The organism is Mesorhizobium sp. M7D.F.Ca.US.004.01.2.1 (assembly GCF_003997785.1).
In the GTDB taxonomy this organism is placed as follows: domain Bacteria; phylum Pseudomonadota; class Alphaproteobacteria; order Rhizobiales; family Rhizobiaceae; genus Mesorhizobium; species Mesorhizobium loti.
In genome coordinates this window covers 1-18,934 of the sequence record NZ_RZRQ01000101.1, presented here as the reverse complement: position 1 = coordinate 18,934, position 18,934 = coordinate 1, and the positions used below count along the sequence as shown (strand labels likewise).

Annotated in this window: 20 protein-coding genes and 1 tRNA gene; 10 read left to right on the top strand and 11 right to left on the bottom strand. The window is 61.0% G+C overall.

What is annotated here, in order from left to right; all coding sequences use genetic code 11:
* Positions 1-326 precede the first annotated feature (326 nt).
* Both EN993_RS16095 and EN993_RS16090 read right to left on the bottom strand, forming a co-directional pair.
* Positions 327-467 carry a DUF1127 domain-containing protein gene (locus EN993_RS16095; protein ID WP_013531314.1) on the bottom strand — a complete coding sequence of 47 codons (141 nt, stop codon included), beginning with the start codon at positions 465-467 and terminating at the stop codon, positions 327-329.
* Between the two features lie 49 nt (positions 468-516).
* Positions 517-657 (bottom strand): DUF1127 domain-containing protein, encoded by a 141-nt coding sequence (locus EN993_RS16090; RefSeq protein ID WP_013531315.1) that lies wholly within the window; start codon positions 655-657, stop codon positions 517-519.
* A gap of 236 nt (positions 658-893) precedes the next feature.
* Between EN993_RS16090 and EN993_RS16085 the strand changes: the two genes are divergently transcribed.
* Genes EN993_RS16085 through EN993_RS16075 form a run of 3 tightly spaced genes read left to right on the top strand, consistent with a single transcriptional unit; the run spans position 894 to position 4,068 of the window.
* Entirely contained in the window at positions 894-2,012 is a 1,119-nt protein-coding gene (locus tag EN993_RS16085) for a DUF2157 domain-containing protein (RefSeq protein WP_109668887.1), read from the top strand.
* The gene (locus EN993_RS16080) at positions 2,009-2,593 is read left to right on the top strand and encodes a GDYXXLXY domain-containing protein (RefSeq protein WP_109668889.1); all 585 of its coding nucleotides are present in this window, start codon (positions 2,009-2,011) and stop codon (positions 2,591-2,593) included. Before EN993_RS16085 ends, EN993_RS16080 begins: the two co-directional genes overlap by 4 nt.
* 26 nt (positions 2,594-2,619) lie before the next feature.
* Positions 2,620-4,068 (top strand): aromatic amino acid lyase, encoded by a 1,449-nt coding sequence (locus EN993_RS16075; protein ID WP_127264107.1) that lies wholly within the window; start codon positions 2,620-2,622, stop codon positions 4,066-4,068.
* A gap of 157 nt (positions 4,069-4,225) precedes the next feature.
* On the opposite strand, the gene EN993_RS16070 is transcribed toward EN993_RS16075, so the two are convergent.
* Together EN993_RS16070 and EN993_RS16065 are read right to left on the bottom strand one after the other, a co-directional pair.
* A tRNA-Leu gene (locus tag EN993_RS16070) sits at positions 4,226-4,308 on the bottom strand.
* A gap of 254 nt (positions 4,309-4,562) precedes the next feature.
* Positions 4,563-5,573, bottom strand: a complete 1,011-nt coding sequence (locus EN993_RS16065; RefSeq protein ID WP_164548682.1) for a zinc-binding dehydrogenase — start codon at positions 5,571-5,573, stop codon at positions 4,563-4,565.
* A gap of 565 nt (positions 5,574-6,138) precedes the next feature.
* Here EN993_RS16065 and tig point away from each other — a divergent pair.
* From tig to EN993_RS16040, 5 genes are all read left to right on the top strand, one after another.
* Positions 6,139-7,629, top strand: a complete 1,491-nt coding sequence (tig, locus tag EN993_RS16060; protein WP_109668895.1) for a trigger factor — start codon at positions 6,139-6,141, stop codon at positions 7,627-7,629.
* 162 nt (positions 7,630-7,791) lie between these two features.
* Positions 7,792-8,316 carry a hypothetical protein gene (locus EN993_RS16055; protein WP_126068902.1) on the top strand — a complete coding sequence of 175 codons (525 nt, stop codon included), beginning with the start codon at positions 7,792-7,794 and terminating at the stop codon, positions 8,314-8,316.
* Between the two features lie 195 nt (positions 8,317-8,511).
* On the top strand, positions 8,512-8,892 hold the full coding sequence (locus tag EN993_RS16050; protein WP_109668897.1) for a cytochrome c family protein: 381 nt from the start codon (positions 8,512-8,514) through the stop codon (positions 8,890-8,892).
* Between the two features lie 149 nt (positions 8,893-9,041).
* Entirely contained in the window at positions 9,042-9,971 is a 930-nt protein-coding gene (locus tag EN993_RS16045) for a heme o synthase (protein ID WP_127264105.1), read from the top strand.
* Between the two features lie 491 nt (positions 9,972-10,462).
* Complete coding sequence (locus EN993_RS16040; RefSeq protein WP_109668902.1) at positions 10,463-11,275, top strand: DUF2189 domain-containing protein; 813 nt, start codon at positions 10,463-10,465, stop codon at positions 11,273-11,275.
* Positions 11,276-11,329: 54 nt separating this feature from the next.
* Here EN993_RS16040 and EN993_RS16035 read toward each other — a convergent pair whose 3' ends face one another.
* From EN993_RS16035 to radC, 7 genes are all read right to left on the bottom strand, one after another.
* Positions 11,330-11,803 (bottom strand): aminoacyl-tRNA deacylase, encoded by a 474-nt coding sequence (locus EN993_RS16035; protein ID WP_127264103.1) that lies wholly within the window; start codon positions 11,801-11,803, stop codon positions 11,330-11,332.
* Positions 11,804-11,841: 38 nt separating this feature from the next.
* Complete coding sequence (locus EN993_RS16030) at positions 11,842-12,243, bottom strand: cytochrome C oxidase subunit IV family protein (protein WP_126068904.1); 402 nt, start codon at positions 12,241-12,243, stop codon at positions 11,842-11,844.
* A gap of 9 nt (positions 12,244-12,252) precedes the next feature.
* Positions 12,253-12,972, bottom strand: coding sequence for a heme-copper oxidase subunit III family protein (locus EN993_RS16025; RefSeq protein WP_126068905.1), 720 nt, complete (start codon positions 12,970-12,972; stop codon positions 12,253-12,255).
* 13 nt (positions 12,973-12,985) lie between these two features.
* Positions 12,986-13,690, bottom strand: coding sequence for a cytochrome c oxidase subunit 3 (locus EN993_RS16020; RefSeq protein ID WP_109668910.1), 705 nt, complete (start codon positions 13,688-13,690; stop codon positions 12,986-12,988).
* Positions 13,687-15,456, bottom strand: a complete 1,770-nt coding sequence (gene ctaD, locus EN993_RS16015) for a cytochrome c oxidase subunit I (protein WP_127264101.1) — start codon at positions 15,454-15,456, stop codon at positions 13,687-13,689. The genes EN993_RS16020 and ctaD overlap by 4 nt, the downstream gene beginning before the upstream one ends.
* A gap of 21 nt (positions 15,457-15,477) precedes the next feature.
* Positions 15,478-16,362 carry a cytochrome c oxidase subunit II gene (locus tag EN993_RS16010; protein WP_127264099.1) on the bottom strand — a complete coding sequence of 295 codons (885 nt, stop codon included), beginning with the start codon at positions 16,360-16,362 and terminating at the stop codon, positions 15,478-15,480.
* Between the two features lie 157 nt (positions 16,363-16,519).
* Positions 16,520-17,278 carry a DNA repair protein RadC gene (radC, locus tag EN993_RS16005; protein WP_127264097.1) on the bottom strand — a complete coding sequence of 253 codons (759 nt, stop codon included), beginning with the start codon at positions 17,276-17,278 and terminating at the stop codon, positions 16,520-16,522.
* Positions 17,279-17,536: 258 nt separating this feature from the next.
* Between radC and EN993_RS16000 the strand changes: the two genes are divergently transcribed.
* The gene (locus tag EN993_RS16000; RefSeq protein ID WP_127264095.1) at positions 17,537-18,394 is read left to right on the top strand and encodes a MipA/OmpV family protein; all 858 of its coding nucleotides are present in this window, start codon (positions 17,537-17,539) and stop codon (positions 18,392-18,394) included.
* 17 nt (positions 18,395-18,411) lie between these two features.
* On the top strand, positions 18,412-18,934 hold a 523-nt coding region (locus EN993_RS15995; protein WP_164757679.1), incomplete at its 3' end, for a response regulator.

Genomic DNA, 18,934 nt, shown 5'->3' with positions numbered 1-18,934 from the left:
GCTCGGGGATCAACCCCTGAAAACAACAACACCCGCCGGGGGAGGAGGTCCGGCGGGTGTCGTTTTTGGGGTCAACCCTCGGGAGGAGGTGAAGGCCGACCATATTCGCCATCGCCGGGGAGGAGGTCGGCTTTGGCGAAAACTCTTTCGCCATTTTTACAAGGGGCGAAGCCTCTAGGGCAAAATTCGTTTTGCCCCGGGGAAACAGCGCCCGCCGCGGGAGGAGGTGCGGCGGGCGCCGTTTTGGTGGTCAACCCTCGGGAGGAGGTGAAGGTTGACCGGATCCGTCAGGGTCGGGGAGGAGGTCGACCCTGGCGAAATTCTGGTTAGATCGCCTGGCGGGCGATGATCTTGATTTCGTCGCGGACGATACCGAGGTCATGCAGCTGGCGGTTCGAAAGGCGACCCAACTCGGTAACCGTCTCGCGATAAACGCGCCAGTTACGATAGTTGCGGATCAGGTTCATTGTCGTTCTCTTTTTCAAAACTGGTTCGGACCATTTGCGGTCCGAAGAATTAGACCGCCTTGCGAGCGACGTAAGGAATGTCGCTGCGGCTGATGCCGAGGTCGGTCAGTTCACGGTTGCTCAGGCGGCTCAGCTCGGACACGGTGTCCCTGTAGCGGCGCCAGTTGCGGTAGTTGCGGATCAGGTTCATGGTAGTTCTCGTTTCGTCTTTCTTGCGGATCATTCCGTTTGTGTACGAAGCATAAATAGGCGGACCCATATCGATTTAAAAGCGCTATGGCTGCATGGCAGCAATGCAAATTGTGCAATGCAGCATTAACGAGCGTTCACGGACCTGACACAAAGAAACCCGAATCGGAAAATGCCGTCGCGTCAACGGTTTGACCGGATCGGCTGAAAAAAAGACCAAACTGGGGGAGAAGCGGGATGGCGAGTTATTCGTCGCGGGTCAGGGCGGATATCGCGCGCTGGCAGCAGGCTGGCCTGATCGACGCCACCATTGCCGATTCCCTGGCGCGCGATGTCGAGGCCAACGAGCGCAAGTCGCTCAGCTTCGGCTCGATCCTGGCGATGATGGCTGCCTTGCTGTTCGGCGCCGCCATCCTGATTTTCGTCGCCGCCAACTGGGACGCGATCCCGCGGCTGGCGCGCGTCCTGGCACTCTTTGCGGTCATCCTTGGCGGCTATGTCGGCGGCGCGCTGTTGAAGACGCGCGACCATGCGGCGATCGGCGAGGCGTTGTGGATCGTGGCGGCGGCGGCTTTCGGCGGGTCGATCGCGCTGATCGGCCAGATGTATCATCTGTCCGGCGACGAGGCGTCGGCTCTGGTCACCTGGGGTGCCGGCACGGCACTCGCGGCTGTGGCGCTGCGTTCGAACCCGCTGACCGTGGCTTCGGTCGGCATTGCCGATGCCTGGCTGTTCCTGAAGGGCTTCGATTATTACAGCCGTAGCGAATTTCCGCATGCCTTCGTCGTCATGGCGATCGTGCTGTTTGCCGTCTCGTTCTGGACCCGCAGCCAGCCGGCGCGGCACCTGATCATCCTGTCGGTGCTGTTCTATCTTGTGCTGCTGGTCACCAACCACGACACGCTGCAGGTGGCGATCCCGCTGGTCGTTGCGTCGGCGCTGCTGTTCGCGGCCTCGGTCTTCGCGCCAGATACGGTTGACAGGATCGTGCAGCTCGGCGGTCGCTTGCCCTTGCACGCGCTGCTCGGCTTCCTCACCGGCTTGGCCATGATCCAGTTCGAACTGGCTGGCGAGAGCACCTACAACAGCGGTTTCGCCATCGCTTCGGTCGTCGCGCTGGCCGGCATCGTCGCGGCAATCGTGCTGGCAGGACGGGAGAGCCGTGGTTTGCGCTGGCTTGCCTATGCCGGCTTCGCCTTCGAACTCGCCATCATCTATGTGGTGACGTTGCAATCGATGCTCGATACGGCCGGCTTCTTCCTTGCCGCCGCGGTGCTGCTCGGGATCCTTGCACTGGTCATCATCCGCGTGGAAAAACGCATGAAGGGCCCAGTTGCCATGGGAGCCACGGCATGATGACCGGAAAAAGACTTGTTGTCTCGGCGCTGGTGCTGGCACTTGTCCAGATCGGCTTCCTGAGCTGGATCATCGCCGGCCGCGCGGCGATCCTGCGCAACGGCAAGGAAGTGCTGCTGAAGATCGAGCCCGTCGATCCGCGCGACCTCCTGCGCGGCGACTATATTATCCTGGGCTACGAGATTTCGCGCATACCGGCGAAAATGATCGCCAACATTCCGCCCGACAAACTTTCCAGCGACGACACCTCGATTGTCGTCCGCCTCAAGAAGGGCGCCGACGGCTATTGGCAGCCGACGACCGCCTGGTTCGGCAAGGCGCCGATGCCGGCCGCTGCCGACGAAGCCGATATATCAGGCCACGTCGCAGAGGGCTGGGATCTTCGCAGCGAAGGGGCGACCATCGCGCCGGACTACGGCATCGAGCGCTTCTATCTGCCGGAAGGCGAGGGGATGGCGATCCAGAACGACATGCGGGTGCGCCCGTTCGGCATCCGCCTTGCGCTCGCCGGCGACGGCACCGCGCAGATCAAGGCGCTGGTGGACGGCGACAAGACGCTGTTCGAGGAACCGCTTTATTAATGTCCTTGTTTGCCGTGGTGTGAAGCATGCCAGTTACCTTGTCGACGCGTGAGGACATTAACCTCGACACTGTTTTCCGCGTCGCCTGGGAGAAGGACACGGTGGCGATCGGCGAGAAGGCCCTGCAGCGCATTGCCGAATGCCGCGCCTCATTCCTCAAGCTCATTGAAACCGATCCGCCGCCGGTCATCTATGGCGTCACCACCGCCATGGGGGAGTTGGCGAGCCGCAAGCTCGAACCTGACGAGCGAGACCGCCATGCGCGCATCAAGGCGTTCGCCGCCGCCACTTCCTTCGGCGATCCCTTGCCGGATCGTGTGGTCCGGGCAATCGTGCTTGCCCGCCTGACGAACTTCGTCGAGGGCAACGCCGCCACCACGCCGCGCATCGCGCTTGCCGTTGCCGCAATGCTCGATGGTCGGCCGATGCCAACGGTACCGGCTTCGGGCCAGGGCGGCGCCGGCGAGATCCTTGCGCTCTATCCGCTGTTTGCCGAGCTTACGACGCGCTTCGACCTCGAGGTAAAGGAACGCGGCTCGCTGATCAACGGCTCGCCCTGCGCTGCCGCTCTGGTGGCTGATGCCGCGCTGGCGGCGCGTCGCCGCATCCGCATGGCGCAAAAAGTGTTCGCGCTGTCGATCGAGGCGTTTCGCGCGCCGCTCGAACATTATGACGCGGCGCTCGACGCGCTGTGGGGCGATGAGCATGAAGCTGCGGCCCTGCAGGGGTTGCGGGAATTTCTGGTCGGCGCCGGCGATGGGCGACGCAACTACCAGGCGCCGGTCAGCTACCGCATCGTGCCGCGCGTCCTCGGCCAGGCGCATCGAGCGTTGTCGACGGCGGAGCAAGCGGCCACCGTGTCGCTGGCCTCGATATCGGACAATCCGGTCTATATCCCGCCCGATGATGGGCATCCGTTCGGGCGCTGTATCAGCACGGGCGGCTATCACAATGCCATGGCGACGCCGGCGCTGGACGATCTGGCGGCGATATGGGCCGACATCTGCCTGCTCTGCGATCGCCACGCCTCAAAACTCCTGAACGGCAAGGTGTCGCTGCTGCCGGATCTCTTGATGGCCGGACGGCACTCAGCCGACAGCGACGGCCACGGCAATGTCGGCTATGTGCCGATGGCGATCACCGGCTATCTCGAGCAAGCCAAGCTGGCGGCGCAGCGCACCTTCATTCCCGGAACGGAGTCGGCCGGCGCCGGACAGGACGATGTCGCCACGACGGCGTTCTTCGCATGGACCAAGGAAGCGACCGCCGGCCGCTGCGTCGATGCCGCCATGGCGATGCTGGCGATGATCGCTTCCCAGGCGCTGCACGTCACCGAACGCGCGCCACCGCCGGCGCTTCAGGCCTTCGTCGATGAGATCAGAAATATTGTGCCGCCAGTCGGCGACGATCGCGTGCTGGGGCCGGAGCTGGCACAGCTGGCCGCGTGGTTCACGAGGAGGGTGTTCGAGGCGTAGACGCCGATGCCGGGACGGTCGCGGCCGGCGGCCGTGGTGCGCGTGAGCGGATGGGGTTCGAACCTGGACCGGTCCTCTTTCGCCAAGGCTTCGGAGGACACTCCTTCGCGCAAAGAGCTTCAGGTGGCCTGCCACCCGAAGCTCGAAGAGCGAAGGGTGGTGCGGGTAGAGGGACTCGAACCCCCACGTTTTCACGCCAGAACCTAAATCTGGTGCGTCTACCAATTCCGCCATACCCGCCGATCTGGTGACCTGTGCCACGTCTATGTCACAAGCCATGACACAAGTTCAAGCGACTAAAGCCAACGGACACAGGGTGTGGGGCTGGTCAGCGTGTCTTGCTCGACCCATGGCCCAAAGTTTGTTCGAACTGGGGCGCTGACGTCGCCCCCCAGTTTCTATCCATCTTTGAGTTCGTTTCAGGCATTGGCTTTGCCCTGATGGGCGGGTGGAGCAACAGGCGCTGGCGCGGGGCTTTTGGCAGTGCGAAGCGGTTACTTGTCGGTAGCCACCTGCGTCGCCAGCCAGGGCAGCATGACGATTTTGCCGCCGAACCCGCCAGCGTCGATACGTGTGTGGATATCTTTCGCCGCGGCTAGTGGTTCGCGACCGACAACCATCGGATGAATGGCGCCGTTGCGGAGCAACTCGAACAAGGCAGCCATGTCAGTCCTAAACTCTTCAGGATGCGACAAGCGGCGGTCTGTGATGCTGTACCAAAGCGCCGTTCGGCCACGGAACAGGAAGCTCAATGCGCCCCATAGCTTCAGGCGTGCCAAACCTAGCCCCGCCGCGATCAAGTTTTCGCGCCCGATCGCCATTGTCTGGGAGCCGTAGCCGATGAGGGTGCCCCCCGGCGCGAGACAGGCGAATGACCGGTTGAAATGCGCCCCTCCGATGGCATCGAATGCCGCATCGACACCGGCGCCGCCAATCCGCCCAGTCGTGAGTTTGCGGACCACATCAACGAAGTCGCCAGCCCGATAGTCGACTGCTTTACCGCCAAATCGCTCAACCGCGGCGAGGTTCGCCGCCGAACACGTGCCGATTGCCTTGAGGCCAAGATGACGCGAGAGATCGAGTAGCGCCGTACCGACCGAGCCTGATGCGCCGATAACGAGAATCGTATCGCCGGGTGATAAGCGCCGATAGCGCGTGAGCATCTGAAAGGCTGTAAGGTAGGCGAGCGGTATGCAAACGGCCTCTGCCGCATCGACGCCGGCTGGAACCGGCACAAGAAAACGCGCGGGACGAATCGCATATTGCGCGTAACCACCGACTACGCAGAGATCGGCAACGATTTGCCCCTCACGCGGCAAGACAACGTCGGGACCAGCCTTCTCCACAACACCTACGAGGTCGTAGCCGGGAGTAAACGGCAGCGGTCCTTTGAAGTCGGGGTAACGGCCACGCCGAATGAAGCTATCCGTGAAACCGGTTCCGGCTGCCAGAACCTTGATGCGTACCTCGCCAGCACCCGGATTTGGGATTGTTGGCTCGCTCACCAGTTCCAGGACCTCGGGGCCACCGAAGTGGGATATGCGAACGTGTTGCCAAGACATTGCGGAACCGTAGCACATTCGATTCCATAGGTGATGCCTGATATTGTGCGTCCACCCTCCACGAGGTGTCCGAGCCACCGTGGCAGCTCCGGTAGCGAGCTGGCTGGGGGCAACCTAAATCTGGTGCGTCTACCAGTTCCGCCATACCCGCATGGACCGGCAATCCCATGTAGCCATCATTCCGTCAATGTCGGGAACAAGGTTGGGTCAGGGCTAAAATGATGGTTGTTCGCACCAAATGCGAAGACTGTTGAAAATTAGCCTCGCCTGTGACAAAAGGCGTGTCAAATGTGACGGGACGCGACGATCCGCTTCTACAGAATGTGATAAGAAGTAGGAAAAACAAGAACTTATTCACATTTTGGAACGCAGTTTGGGAGAGTTTGAGCCGTATTTTCGGTCAAATCGCCAGGTTCCGTACCAAAAGCCATTCCCGGCAAGAATATACCGGCAGGCTGTAAACGGCAGAGGCCGTGGCAGTCTCATTGGTGAAAACAAAGGTTTTACGATGCAGGTCACCGAAACGCTCAACTCCGGTCTCAAGCGCGAGATCAAGATCACCGTGCCGGCTGGTGACATGGAAGCCAAGCTGATGGCGCGGCTCTCGGATGCCAGGAACAAGGTCCGCATCAACGGCTTCCGTCCCGGCAAGGTGCCGGTGCAGCACCTGCGCAAGGTCTACGGCAAGTCGTTCATGGCCGAAGTGGTCAACGAAATCCTCAACGATTCGACCCGTTCGATCATCACCGGGCGTGGCGAAAAGGCTGCCATGCAGCCCGAAGTCATCATGACCGAGGACGAGAAGGAAGCCGAGAAGATCTTGGCCGGCGGCGCCGACTTCGAGTTCCGCCTCAACTACGAGATCATCCCGGCGATCGAGATCAAGGACTTTTCCGACATTAAGGTGACGCGCCAGGTGTTCGACGTGCCGGATACGGAGATCGACGAGCAGGTCCAGCGCGTCGCCGAATCGGCGCGCAGCTACGAGCCGAAGACCGGCAAGGCCGCCAATGGCGACCGCGTCTCAATCGACTATGTCGGCAAGATCGACGGCGAGGCCTTCAATGGCGGTGCCGGCACCGATCAGCCGCTGGTGCTGGGCTCGAAGGAGTTCATCCCCGGCTTCGAGGATCAGCTTGTCGGCGCCAAGGCCGGTGACGAAAAGCAGGTCACCGTGACCTTCCCGGAAAACTACCAGGCAGCGCATCTGGCCGGCAAGGAAGCGACCTTCGACGTCACCGTCAAGGAAGTGTCCCAGCCCGGCGCGTTGGAAATCAACGACGAGACCGCCAAGAACCTCGGCCTGGAGTCGCTGGAGCGCCTGCGCGACGTCGTGCGCGGCCAGATCGAGAACCAGTTCGGCGCCATGACGCGGCAGAAGGTCAAGCGTCAGCTGCTCGACCAGCTCGACGCGGCCTACTCGTTCGAGGCGCCATCGAAGCTCGTCGACGCCGAGTTCAACAACATCTGGGCGCAGGTCAATCGTGACCTGGAAGCAGCCGGACGCACCTTCGCCGACGAAGAGACGACGGAAGAAGAGGCGCGTGCCGAGTATCTGCGGCTTGCCGAGCGCCGCGTGCGCCTCGGTCTGGTGCTGGCTGAAATCGGCGAGAAGGCCGGTGTCACCGTATCGGACGAGGAGTTGCAGCGCGGCTTGTTCGAGCAGGTGCGCCGCTACCCGGGTAACCAGCAGCAGGAAGTCTTCGAGTTCTACCGCAACAACCCGGAAGCGTTGAACACGCTGCGGGCGCCGATGTTCGAGGAGAAGGTGGTCGACCATCTGCTCGGCCAGATTTCGGTCACCGACGTCAAGGTCAGCAAGGAAGAGCTGATGGCCGACGACGACGAGGACGAGACCGCCGTCAAGGCGAAGCCGGCGAAGAAAGCCGCCGCCAAGAAGGCCGACGACAAGGCGAGCGACGCCAAGTCTGGCGACGACGCGGAAGAGCCCAAGAAGAAGGCCGCGCCGAAGAAGAAGGCCGCCAAGGACGCCGAATAACACAAGCGTTCAGCTGAAACAGGAAAGGCCGCCCTCCGAGGCGGCCTTTTTCGTTGCCAAACTGCAACAGCCGGCACGCTTCGCGAGCGATGGCCTGTGGCGACCAAGCTTTGATCATTATCTGCGCTCCTATTGAAAGCCGGTTGGCTGTTGGAGGGCGTGTTGAGGCTGTTCGTCGAAATGGGACACGCTGCGGCAATCGCGTTAGTGCTTGTCTCGGTCTGCGGCATTGCCCGGGCCGAAACGGTGCTTGACAACTGGCGGTTCGACACGGGCGAGGATGGCCTCGTCACGGCGTCGCTCTATGCCACAAACAAGCTGATCACCGGCGGCGGCGCCTTGAGCTACAGCCCGATCCTGACGATTGCCTGCCGGGCAAACGGTGAGCCGCATTGGACCGAATGGCTGCAACTGAACGACACCGTTTCGGCCAGCCGCAAGATCACCATGTCGGTCACGGTCGACCAGGGCAGCAAGTTCGATGAAAGCTGGTCGGTCGGGCCGCGCGGCAGGATGCTGGTGCGGGACGGCGCCGACGGCATCAAGCGCCTTGTTGCCGCGAACCGACTCCAGCTTTCGTGGCGGTTCGGGCTGCTGTCGGGACGCGGCGAGGCCGATTTCGACCTCGCCGGGTTCGGCGAAGCGGTCAACCAGGTTGCCGGCAGCTGCAACACGGATGTTCCTTGAGCCGCTGCAGACCACCTAAACCTTTGTACGGTCGACCTCTTCTACCTACCGGCCAGATTCGGTGGTATATAGGTGCCGCAACTCCATTTGGGGGTAGAAGCGGATAATCTGTTCTGCCGTGCAAGGCGCGTATTGCTGGTGGTAGCGGCAGCTCAGATCATCTCAGGCACATTTGACGATCAGGGAGGAAAAGTCATGCGCTTAGTCGCGTTTTTCGCCGTCGTGTCTGTTGCAACCTTCGTGGCCAATCCATCGCAAGCCCAGGATTCTGCGGCTGGCGAGAAGGTCTTCACCAAATGCAAGGTCTGCCACATCGCAGACGAGGACAAGAACAAGATCGGTCCGTCGCTGCACGGCGTCATCGGACGCACCGCCGGTACGCATCCGGATTTCAAATATTCCGATGCCATGATTGCGGCCGGCAAATCCGGCGTCAAATGGGACGAACCAACACTGACGACCTATCTTCACGATCCCAAGGCCATGGTCAAAGGGACCAAGATGACGTTTCCCGGCCTCAAGAACGATGCAGACGTGGCCAACGTCATTGCCTATCTGAAAACGTTCTCCAAATGAGCTGGCTCCTACGCCATCCGTCTAACATCTTGTTTTTCTGTGATCTTATTCGAACCGAAGGGCGGCGTAAGCAAAGACCTGGTTTCAGTTTTCGCTCGAGCCTTCAGTTCGGGATCATGGCCTAGGTTGCCTGCTCCCATCGGTCTGAGATGTCGACTAGGGAAAACCGCCTCAAGGATACCGGCATCCGCCTCTCGGAAGCGACGGCGGGTGATTTCTTCGCGCTTTTGAAGCCGCGGGTCATGGCGCTTGCCGTATTCACCGCTTTCGTTGGCCTGATGGCGGCGCCTGGCGCGATGAATCCGGTCATCGCCGTGATTGCAATCGGTGCGATTGCGATCGGAGCAGGAGCGGCTGGAGCTCTGAACATGTGGTACGACGCGGACATCGACGCGCTGATGTCGCGCACATCAAAGCGGCCGGTTCCGTCGGGCCGCGTCACGCCGGGTGAAGCTCTCGGCTTCGGCCTGGTGCTTTCCGCACTTTCGGTCATGATGCTCGGCGTGCTGGTGGGCTGGCTTGCCGCATCGCTGCTGGCCTTCACCATCTTCTTCTACGTCGTCATCTATACGATGTGGCTGAAGCGCTCGACGCCGCAGAACATCGTTATTGGCGGCGCGGCGGGCGCCCTTCCTCCGGTCATCGGCTGGGCGGCTGCAACCGGCGCCATCGGCATTGAAAGCCTCATCCTGTTCCTGATCATCTTTCTGTGGACGCCACCCCATTTCTGGGCGCTCGCGCTGTTCAAGGTCGGCGACTACGCCGCTGCCGGCATCCCGATGATGCCGAACGTGGCCGGCCAGGCCTCGACCAGAAAACAGATATTCGCCTATTCACTGCTCCTGGCGCCAGTCGGCGTGCTGCCTTGGGCGTTCGGATTCGCGAGCGGGTTCTATGGAGTTGTTTCGGCTGCATTGGGCGCGGGTTTCATCTGGCAGGCCTGGAGGGTTCTGGTCGCTCCGGACAAGGAGACGAAGCCTGCAAAGGCGCTGTTTGCCTTCTCGATTTTCTATCTTTTCGCGATCTTTGCCATACTGCTTGCCGATACCATCGCAATGCGAGCGTTTATGTCAGCCTGAGGTTGACGGCATGACCGCAGTTGTCGGAATGCTCGCCGGGGTCGAGATGCCCGGTCTGCAATTTCTGCATTGAAGGCGTTGCAGATCAGGATTGGCTCGAACATCACGATGGTACTGCACAGAATCCCAGGATCAGCAGGGCGACGATGCCAAGGCCGAGTATGAGAAGCGTCCTTCCGTCCATGACCTTCACCTTTGACTTGGCGTGTGATCCTGAAAATCGGGATCGATTTTCGGACAGGATCATGCGCCAATCAACGCGGTGCAGCGTCCTTTACGCGCCCAAAGAGGGCGCGCGGCGCTGTGCGAGAATATCGAAGAAAGACCACCAGAGCTAGCCAGGCCGCCGGAGCTTGTCCGACAAAGGGCGACAAGTCTCTGGCAAGAGAGTATGTTGATTGCGGTGCAGGTCGCGGTTTTGCGTGGCCATCACGCTGAACGGAAGCACCGCGAAACCGCGACCTTGCCGGACCAGGTCTGGAGGAACGGTCATGGCGAGCTTTCATGTGATAGCAGGCGCCAGCGAGACGCTGGAACATACCAAAATTCGAAAAATCGGTGTTTCCGACCTTTTCGACGCGCTCAAGCGGGGCGTCGACGATTTCATGGTCAAACCGTCGCACATCGTTTTTCTCTGCCTGATCTATCCGCTCGTGGGCGTCGTGCTCGCCGCCTGGACTTCTGGCGCCAATGCTTTGCCGTTGTTGTTTCCGCTGGTTTCCGGTTTTGCGCTGATTGGCCCATTCGCGGCGATAGGCCTCTATGAGATCAGCCGCAGACGGGAAGCCGGACTCGACACCTCCTGGAGGCACGCTTTCGACGTCAGGAAATCTCCGGCGCTGCCGGCCATCGCGGCGGTCGGGATCATGCTGTTTGCAATCTTCATCACCTGGCTTTTGACGGCGCAGATGTTCTACCAATATCTGTTCGGCCCGGCGCCGCCGGAATCGATATCCGGCTTCATCAATGAAATATTTGCCACCGGACGCGGCTGGACGCTGATTATCCTGGGGCACGCCATCGGCTTCGTCTTCGCTGTGGTGGTGTTGTGCACAACGGTCGTCGCCTTCCCATTGTTGCTCGACCGCGACGTCGGTGCGTACGAAGCCATCCACACCTCGGTGCGTGCGGTGCTGGCGAACCCGATCACCATGGCTGTCTGGGGACTGATTGTCGCCGTCGCCCTGATCATCGGCTCGCTGCCGGTGTTCGCCGGGCTGGCCATCGTATTGCCGATCCTCGGTCACGCCACCTGGCATGTTTACCGCAAGGTCGTGGAGTCGCCCGCCAGACCGGCGAGTTGAGGAAGCTCTGCCTCACCGCACTGGCGAGGTGCCGATGCAAGTTGATCGAAGCCGTCAGTAGGCCGGGTGACTGAAGCGGGCTTGGTATGCGCCCATGGTCAGGTTGCGGAAATCCTTGCCGCTGACATGCACCAGCGTTCTATGGTCGCCGCCTTCGAAGTAGACGTCGGCTGCATCGCCGAGGCTTTCATCGACAATCACCGGCACATCGTAGGCTGCGCCGATCGGCGGGATGGCGCCGGTGTCGCAATCACCGAAGAGCAAAACCACCTCGTCTTCGGAGGCAAGTCCGAGACGCTTGTTCATGACGTCTTGCAACCTGCCAAGTTCGATCCTGTGGGTGCTTGGAACCACGGCCAGCGTATAGCCAAGCTCGTGGTGAACGACCACGGACTTCGCCATGATGCTGCCGGGCACGTGCGCGGCTATCGCCGACTGCCGGCTTGTTGAAGTGCGATGATGAGCGACGGTGTCGTAGGAAATTCCCTTGCCGTCGATGAAGTCCTTCAATCTGTTTGCGATCGTCATCTTGGCCTCCCTTGCCGGAGTTCGCGACGCATGGGGCGTCAGGGCCCGGATCCGAAAAACGCCAGCCGGGTGAAAAGGGTGTAGTCGGCTTCGAAGATCATCATTGTCACGAACACCAGCACCAGTATCGGCGGCAGGATGATCGCATAGGCCAGCGCCAGCCGTTCCCAGGCCATGTGCATGAAGACGGCGACGATCAGCCCTGCCTTGAGGATCATGAAGATCAGGATCAGCGACCATCTGAGATAGCCGTGAAGGCCGAAATAATCGACCAGGTAGGAGCATGTGCTGAGGATGAACAGCCATGCCCAGACCACCAGATAGAGCTTGATCGGATGTTCCTGATGCACGTCGGCACGGGCGGCGGCCGCCGGCGCTTCATGTGCATGACCAGCGTGAAGTGCGTGTTGTCCGAGGCCGTTTGCGGTTGCTTCAGCCATGTCTGCCTCTCACCAAAGATAGAAGAATGCGAAGATGAACACCCAGACCAGATCGACGAAGTGCCAGTACAGCCCCATGATCTCGACATTCTCGTAGCGACCCGTGCGGCTGGTGAAGAAGCCGCGCCGCCCGGTGTCGAAATCTCCGCGCCATACCTTTCGCGCCACGATGATCAGGAAGATCACCCCGATCGTCACATGGGTGCCGTGGAAACCGGTGATCATGAAGAAAGACGAACCGAATTGTGCGGCGCCCCAGGGATTGCCCCAGGGGCGCACCCCTTCAGTGATCAGCTTGGTCCATTCGAAGGCCTGCATGCCGACAAAGGTCGCGCCGAGTGCCGCGGTCAGAAGCATGAGGATTGCCGTCTTGCGGCGGTCGCGGCGATAGCCGAAATTGACCGCCATGGCCATCGTTCCACTGCTTGAGATCAGCACGAAGGTCATGATGGCAATAAGGATCAGTGGGATATCCGAGCCGCCGATACGAAGCGCAAAGACCTCGCTCGGATTGGGCCACGGCACGCGGGTCGAAATGCGCGCGGTCATGTAGGATAACAGGAAGCAGCCGAAGATGAAGGTGTCGCTGAGCAGGAAGATCCACATCATGGCCTTGCCCCAGGACACGTTCTTGAACGCCCGCTGATCCGAGGACCAGTCGGCTGCAATGCCTTGCCAGCCCGCGGGCCGTGGCTCCGTCTGGCTGATATGCGTCAGTGTCTCTGCCATCCGCTTGGTCCCCTTAGGTCAGCAACTGTCGGCAAATATCGATGAACGTCGCGGCCCAACCGGCCAGCAGCGCGAAGATCGCGAGCCAGACGAAGAGCAGGAAATGCCAGTACATGGCGCACAGTTCGACGCTGAGACGAAGCCGCTCCGGCCGCGCTCCATTCCAGGCGCCGGCGGTCGTTCTGCCGAGGCCTACTAGCCCGCCCAGTATGTGCAGGCCATGCATGCCGGTGATCAGGTAGAAAAAGCTGTTGGCTGGGTTGGAGCTCAGCAGATAGCCATCTTCGGTCAGCTGCCGCCATGCGATGAGCTGTCCGATCAGGAAGGCGAGCGCCGTGAGCCCGGCCGTGGCAAGGCCGAGCCTGACCATGTCGATCTGCCGCTTGCGCGCGGCGACGACGGCGCATTGCAGCGCGACGCTGCTCAAGACCAGCACGCCAGTGTTCAGCCAGAGCAGCCCCGGCAGCGGCAGCGGCTGCCAGTCCGACACCGCCATCCGCATGAAATAAGCGCTGGTGAAGAGCGCGAACAGGCAGCCGACGACGGCGAGGAAGACACCGAGGCCGATCTTGGCGGTGGGCAGCGCCGACCGGTCGAAGCCGACAAAATCGCTGGCCAGGCCTTGTTCGAGCCATGGTTTGGTCATCAGCCTCTGGTGTGAAAGCCACCATCCGGCAAAGCCGGCGATGACGAGCAGGAAGACCAGGATGACGCTCATGCCGGCTCCCTTGAGGGGCCGAAGGAGCCCGGCATGTTCTGCGGGATGAAGTCCTCCTTGGCACCCGGTACGCTGTAGTCATAGGCCCAGCGATAGACGATCGGCAGGTCCTTGCCGAAATTGCCGTGGGCCGGCGGTGTTTGCGGCGTCTGCCATTCGAGGGTCGTGGCCCGCCACGGATTGCCGCCGGCCTCGCGGCCATGGCGGATGCTCCAGATCAGATTGAACAGAAACACCATTTGGGCAAAGCCGACGATGAAGGCCATGATGCTGATGAACGAATTCAGATGGTGGGCCGACTCCGTCATAACAGTCATGTCGGTCAGTTCAGCATAGCGCCGCGGCACACCCATCAGGCCGAGGTAGTGCATGGGGAAGAAGATCAGGTAGGCGCCGAGGAAGGTGACCCAGAAATGGAACCGCCCCAACGTCTCGTTGAGCATCCGGCCAGTAGCCTTCGGGTACCAGTGGTAGATCGCGCCAAAAACCACGAGGATAGGGGCGACGCCCATGACCATATGGAAATGGGCGACGACGAACATCGTGTCGGACAGCGGAACATCGACGACGACATTGCCGAGGAACAGGCCGGTCAGCCCGCCATTGACAAAGGTGACGATGAAGGCCAGGGCAAAGAGCATAGGTATGGTGAGATGGATGTCGCCGCGCCACAGGGTCAGCACCCAGTTGTAGACCTTGATGGCGGTCGGAATGGCGATGATCAGCGTCGTGGTGGCGAAGAAGAAGCCAAAATAGGGGTGCATGCCGCTCACATACATGTGGTGCGCCCAGACCACGAAGCTCAGCGCGCCAATGCCGACAATGGCCCAGACCATCATCCGGTAGCCGAAGATGTTTTTGCGTGCATGGGTGCTGATCAGGTCGGATACGATGCCGAAAGCCGGCAGCGCCACGATGTAGACCTCGGGATGGCCGAAGAACCAGAACAGGTGCTGGAACAGGATCGGGCTGCCGCCATTGTGCGGCAGTTGCTCGCCCATCTCGGAGATCGCCGGCATGAAGAAGCTGGTGCCGAGGACGCGGTCAAGCAGCATCATCACGCTGGCGACGAACAGCGCCGGAAAGGCGAGCAGCGCCATGACGGTTGCGGTGAAGATGCCCCAGACGGTCAGCGGCAGGCGCATCATTGTCATGCCACGCGTGCGGCCCTGCAGCACCGTCACCACATAGTTCAGGCCGCCCATCGTGAAACCGATGATGAACAGGATCAGCGAGGAGAGCATCAGGATGATGCCCCAGTCCTGGCCGCCTGGTGTGCCGCTCATGATGGCTTGCGGCGGGTAGAGCGTCCAGCCAGCCCCCGTTGGTCCGCCGGGCGCAAAGAAGCTCGACACCAGAACCAGCACGGCGAGCAGGTAGATCCAGTAGCTCAGCATGTTGACATAGGGAAAGACCATGTCGCGCGCGCCGACCATCAATGGAATCAGATAGTTGCCGAAGCCGCCCAGGAAGAGCGCGGTGAGCAGGTAGATCACCATGATCATGCCGTGCATGGTGATGAACTGGTAGTAGGCTTCCGGGGTGATGAAGTCGAACGTACCGGGGAAGCCAAGTTGCAACCGCATCAGCCAGGATAGCACCAGGGCGACCAGGCCGATTCCCGTTGCAGTCGCCGAATACTGGATGGCGATGACCTTGGCGTCCTGCGAGAAGACGTATTTCGTCCACCAACTGTGCGGATGGTAGAGTTCCACTTCCGCGACTTCGGCCGGCGGGATGCCATCTGCAGGCGTGATGTCGACCATAGGAACACCTCCGTGTCCTTTTCAGCGAGACCCGACCGTTTCGAGCCTTGCTGCAATTTTCAAACCTGACGCCGTCGTCTTGCCCGGCGCCTGGTCTGCCGAGCCTGTTTGCTGGGGTGCCGACAACTGGGCGAAAGTCTGCTGCTGGCCAAGCCAGGCCACGTAGTCTTGCTGCGTGTCGACCATGACCACACCATGCATCAAAGGATGCCCTTGGCCGCAAAGTTCGGCGCACAGGACCTGAAAGGTTCCGGTCCTGGTCGGGGTGAACCAGAAATAGGTGACCGAGCCCGGGATCATGTCCATCTTGGCGCGGAATTCCGGCACATAGAAATCATGCAGCACATCGATCGAGCGGAGCAGCATCTTGACCGGTTTGCCGACCGGCAGATGCAGATCAGCCGCTTCGACCACGACATCGTCCTGACCATTGGGATCGCTGGCAATCACGCCCAGCGGGTTGTCAGCGGTGACGTCGCGGGTGTCGGACGTGCCAAGCTTGCCGTCCTTGCCGGGCAGACGGAAACTCCACTGCCACTGCTGGCCGACGACTTCGACATCGGTTGCGTCGCTCGGGACGTGGACAAACCGGCTCCAGACGAACAGGCCGGGAACCAGCAACGCCGTGACCCCGACCGCGGTGATGATCGTCAGCCACGATTCGAGCCGCTTGTTCTCCGGTTCGTAGGCCGCCCGGTTTCCTTCCCGGTGACGGAAGCGGAAGACGCAATAGGCCATGAACAGGACGACGGCGGCGAAGACGAAGCCGGTGATCCAGAAGGTGATAATGATGGTGTTGTCGATATAGGCCCAGTTCGAGGCAATCGGCGTCCACCACCATGGGCTCAGGAGATGAAACAACACTGAGCCCACGACGATCAAAACGAGTACAAGCGCTACGGCCATGTCCCGTTCCTCCCGGCATTCCAAAGGGGCGCGCGAAGCTGTCCCGTCGAATGCCAAGTTCATCATGCTCTTTTTGCGGTCGAAATTCCAGAGCCGACTATCTTGACGGGAAAAATGCCGGCTTTTGCCGCCGCGACCCTTCCGAGAAGGGCCGGCCCTAGATCAGCAGCAGGCCCTTCATGCTGGCGTGTCCCTTCCGCCCGATGATGATGTGATCGTGCACGGAAATGCCTAGGCGCTTGCCGGTCTCGATGATCTCCTTCGTCATCTCGATGTCGGCGCGCGACGGCGTCGGGTCGCCTGACGGGTGATTGTGGACCAGGATAATGGCGGTCGCCGAGAGTTCGAGCGCGCGCTTGATCACTTCCCGCGGATAGACGGGCGTGTGGTCGACAGTGCCTGTCTGCTGCACCTCGTCGGCAATCAGCGCGTTCTTCTTGTCGAGGAACAGGATGCGAAACTGCTCGCGCGCCTCGAAGGCCATGGCTGAACGGCAATAGTCGAGAAGCTGCTGCCAGGACGAGAGGATCTCGCGGCCGTGGACCTCGCCGCGTGCCATGCGCTGCGCCGTCGCGGCGACAATTTTCAGGTCGAGTGCCACCGCCGGGCCGATGCCCTTGACCTCCTGCAGCAGGCCAAGAGGCGCGCCAAGCACTTCGGCCAGCGTGCCGAAGCGCGCCAGCAGCGCCTTGGCCACCGGCTTGGTGTCGGCGCGAGGGATCAGGCGAAAGAGCAGAAGCTCCAGCAGTTCATAATCGGGCAGGGCGTCCGGACCTGCCGAGGCAAAGCGCTCGCGCAAGCGGTCGCGGTGGCCGAGATAATGCGGCCTTTCATCTGCCGCCTTGGCTTTCACCGTTGGCCGCATCGGCACTTCGGAGAAGAAACTCCGCTCGTCGTCGTCGCTGGTGTTACCCATATGCCGCCCACACTCCTCCGATGCGGACATTAAAACCGTTCTGGGCTGGATTGAAAACCGTTCTGTTCTGCGAACGTGAGACGACCCGCGCGGGCTTCATGCCGGCTTGTGCTATCAACTTCCGGCTTCTCTAACACAAGCGCCAAGATGAGACCAAGATTGCGCAACAAAACTTAACATCACTTCACGCATGCAGCCACTTTCACCTGAAATAGTCAGAGCATCAGGGGCTCACCGCCTCGCTGTTCTGGAGCACGCATGTTCGCCAAGATCGATTCTGGAATGTTCGCCTGCCGAGCCTCTCTGGCAGTGATGGCAATCCTGTTTTCAACGCATTCGGGGGTCGTGCTGGCGGCCGACGCCATTGCCGTCGATACCGACGATTTCACCCCGCCGCCCGAGCCTTCCCGTTTCGGGCGCATCGAACAAAAACTGGCCGACTGGCATGTCGTGCTTGGCGGTGGCGCCATCATCGTCCCCAAATACGAGGGCAGCGACGAGTTCAAGATCATGCCGGTGCCTTTCGTCACGGCCACATTCCGCGACACGGTGACGATCGATCCGACAGGCGCCAACATCGCCGTCTATGACCAAGGGCCGTTCGCATTGAGCGCGCGGCTTGGCTATGAGATGGGTCGCAAGGAAGACGACTCCGATCACCTGCGCGGCTTGGGCGATGTCGACATGGGCGCGACAGTCGGCGCGAAGGCCGCGGTGAAGTTCGGCCCGGCTGAAATCTTCGCACAACTGGACAAGACCATCGGCGGCAGCGATGGCCTGTTGGGCACGGTCGGGATCGAGGTGACCCAGCCTCTGTCGCAATCGTTGATGATCGGCGCCAGCGCATCCGTTGTCTTCGCCGACGAAAATCACATGCAGGCCTATTTTGGCGTCACGCCGGAACAGTCGGCTCGCTCGGGGCTGGCGCGCTATGATGCCGGCGCCGGGTTGAAGCGCGCCGATTTTTCCCTCTCCGCCACATATATGCTCAACGAGAACTGGATGGTGCGTGGCCAGGCGGGGGTCGGCATTCTTGTGGGTGACGCCGCCGACAGCCCTATTGTCGTCGACAAGATCCAGCCTTCCGGGATGCTTCTTGTCGGATACAGGTTTTAATGCCCACACAGGTAACTATGCAGGCTGCGGCAAATGCGAGCCGGAGCGATTTGAACGCCAAGTTCAAATCGGCAAGGCAGGATGCGCGTATCCTCATTGTCGAAGACGATATCGAGATCGCGCGCATGCTGGGTGAGACGCTCACCGATAACGGCATGATCGTGGAAATTGCCGAGAGCGGCGTCCAGATGAATGCCGCGCTTCGCAACCAGAAATTCGATCTCATCGTGCTCGATGTCATGCTGCCGGGTGAGAACGGTCTCAACATCTGCCGCCGTCTTCGTGCGGGAACGAACATTCCGATCCTGATGCTGACTGCGCTTGGCGAAGAAATCGACCGTATCTTCGGACTGGAAATCGGCGCGGACGATTATGTGACGAAACCATTCAGCGCGCGCGAGCTGACGGCCAGGATACGGGCGCTGCTGCGCCGCACGGCCTATGCTCCCGACGAGCGGGACCGGTCGAAGGTGCTTCGCTTCAACGGCTGGAGCCTCGATCCCATTCGTCGGCAATTGCATGATCCGAGCAATGCACGGG

Bases quoted from the DNA above. Each gene is read 5' to 3' on its own strand.
- EN993_RS16085 (WP_109668887.1), top strand. From the start codon at position 894: ATGGCGAGTTATTCGTCGCGGGTCAGGGCGGATATCGCGCGCTGGCAG.
- EN993_RS16025 (WP_126068905.1), bottom strand. From the start codon at position 12,972: ATGGCAGAGACACTGACGCATATCAGCCAGACGGAGCCACGGCCCGCG.
- EN993_RS16000 (WP_127264095.1), top strand. From the start codon at position 17,537: ATGTTCGCCAAGATCGATTCTGGAATGTTCGCCTGCCGAGCCTCTCTG.
- EN993_RS16040 (WP_109668902.1), top strand. From the start codon at position 10,463: ATGGCGAGCTTTCATGTGATAGCAGGCGCCAGCGAGACGCTGGAACAT.
- ctaD (WP_127264101.1), bottom strand. From the start codon at position 15,456: ATGGTCGACATCACGCCTGCAGATGGCATCCCGCCGGCCGAAGTCGCG.
- EN993_RS16050 (WP_109668897.1), top strand. From the start codon at position 8,512: ATGCGCTTAGTCGCGTTTTTCGCCGTCGTGTCTGTTGCAACCTTCGTG.
- EN993_RS16075 (WP_127264107.1), top strand. From the start codon at position 2,620: ATGCCAGTTACCTTGTCGACGCGTGAGGACATTAACCTCGACACTGTT.
- EN993_RS16030 (WP_126068904.1), bottom strand. From the start codon at position 12,243: ATGGCTGAAGCAACCGCAAACGGCCTCGGACAACACGCACTTCACGCT.
- EN993_RS16035 (WP_127264103.1), bottom strand. From the start codon at position 11,803: ATGACGATCGCAAACAGATTGAAGGACTTCATCGACGGCAAGGGAATT.
- EN993_RS16080 (WP_109668889.1), top strand. From the start codon at position 2,009: ATGATGACCGGAAAAAGACTTGTTGTCTCGGCGCTGGTGCTGGCACTT.
- EN993_RS16095 (WP_013531314.1), bottom strand. From the start codon at position 467: ATGAACCTGATCCGCAACTATCGTAACTGGCGCGTTTATCGCGAGACG.
- radC (WP_127264097.1), bottom strand. From the start codon at position 17,278: ATGGGTAACACCAGCGACGACGACGAGCGGAGTTTCTTCTCCGAAGTG.
- EN993_RS16045 (WP_127264105.1), top strand. From the start codon at position 9,042: ATGTCGACTAGGGAAAACCGCCTCAAGGATACCGGCATCCGCCTCTCG.
- EN993_RS16090 (WP_013531315.1), bottom strand. From the start codon at position 657: ATGAACCTGATCCGCAACTACCGCAACTGGCGCCGCTACAGGGACACC.
- EN993_RS16010 (WP_127264099.1), bottom strand. From the start codon at position 16,362: ATGGCCGTAGCGCTTGTACTCGTTTTGATCGTCGTGGGCTCAGTGTTG.
- EN993_RS16020 (WP_109668910.1), bottom strand. From the start codon at position 13,690: ATGAGCGTCATCCTGGTCTTCCTGCTCGTCATCGCCGGCTTTGCCGGA.
- tig (WP_109668895.1), top strand. From the start codon at position 6,139: ATGCAGGTCACCGAAACGCTCAACTCCGGTCTCAAGCGCGAGATCAAG.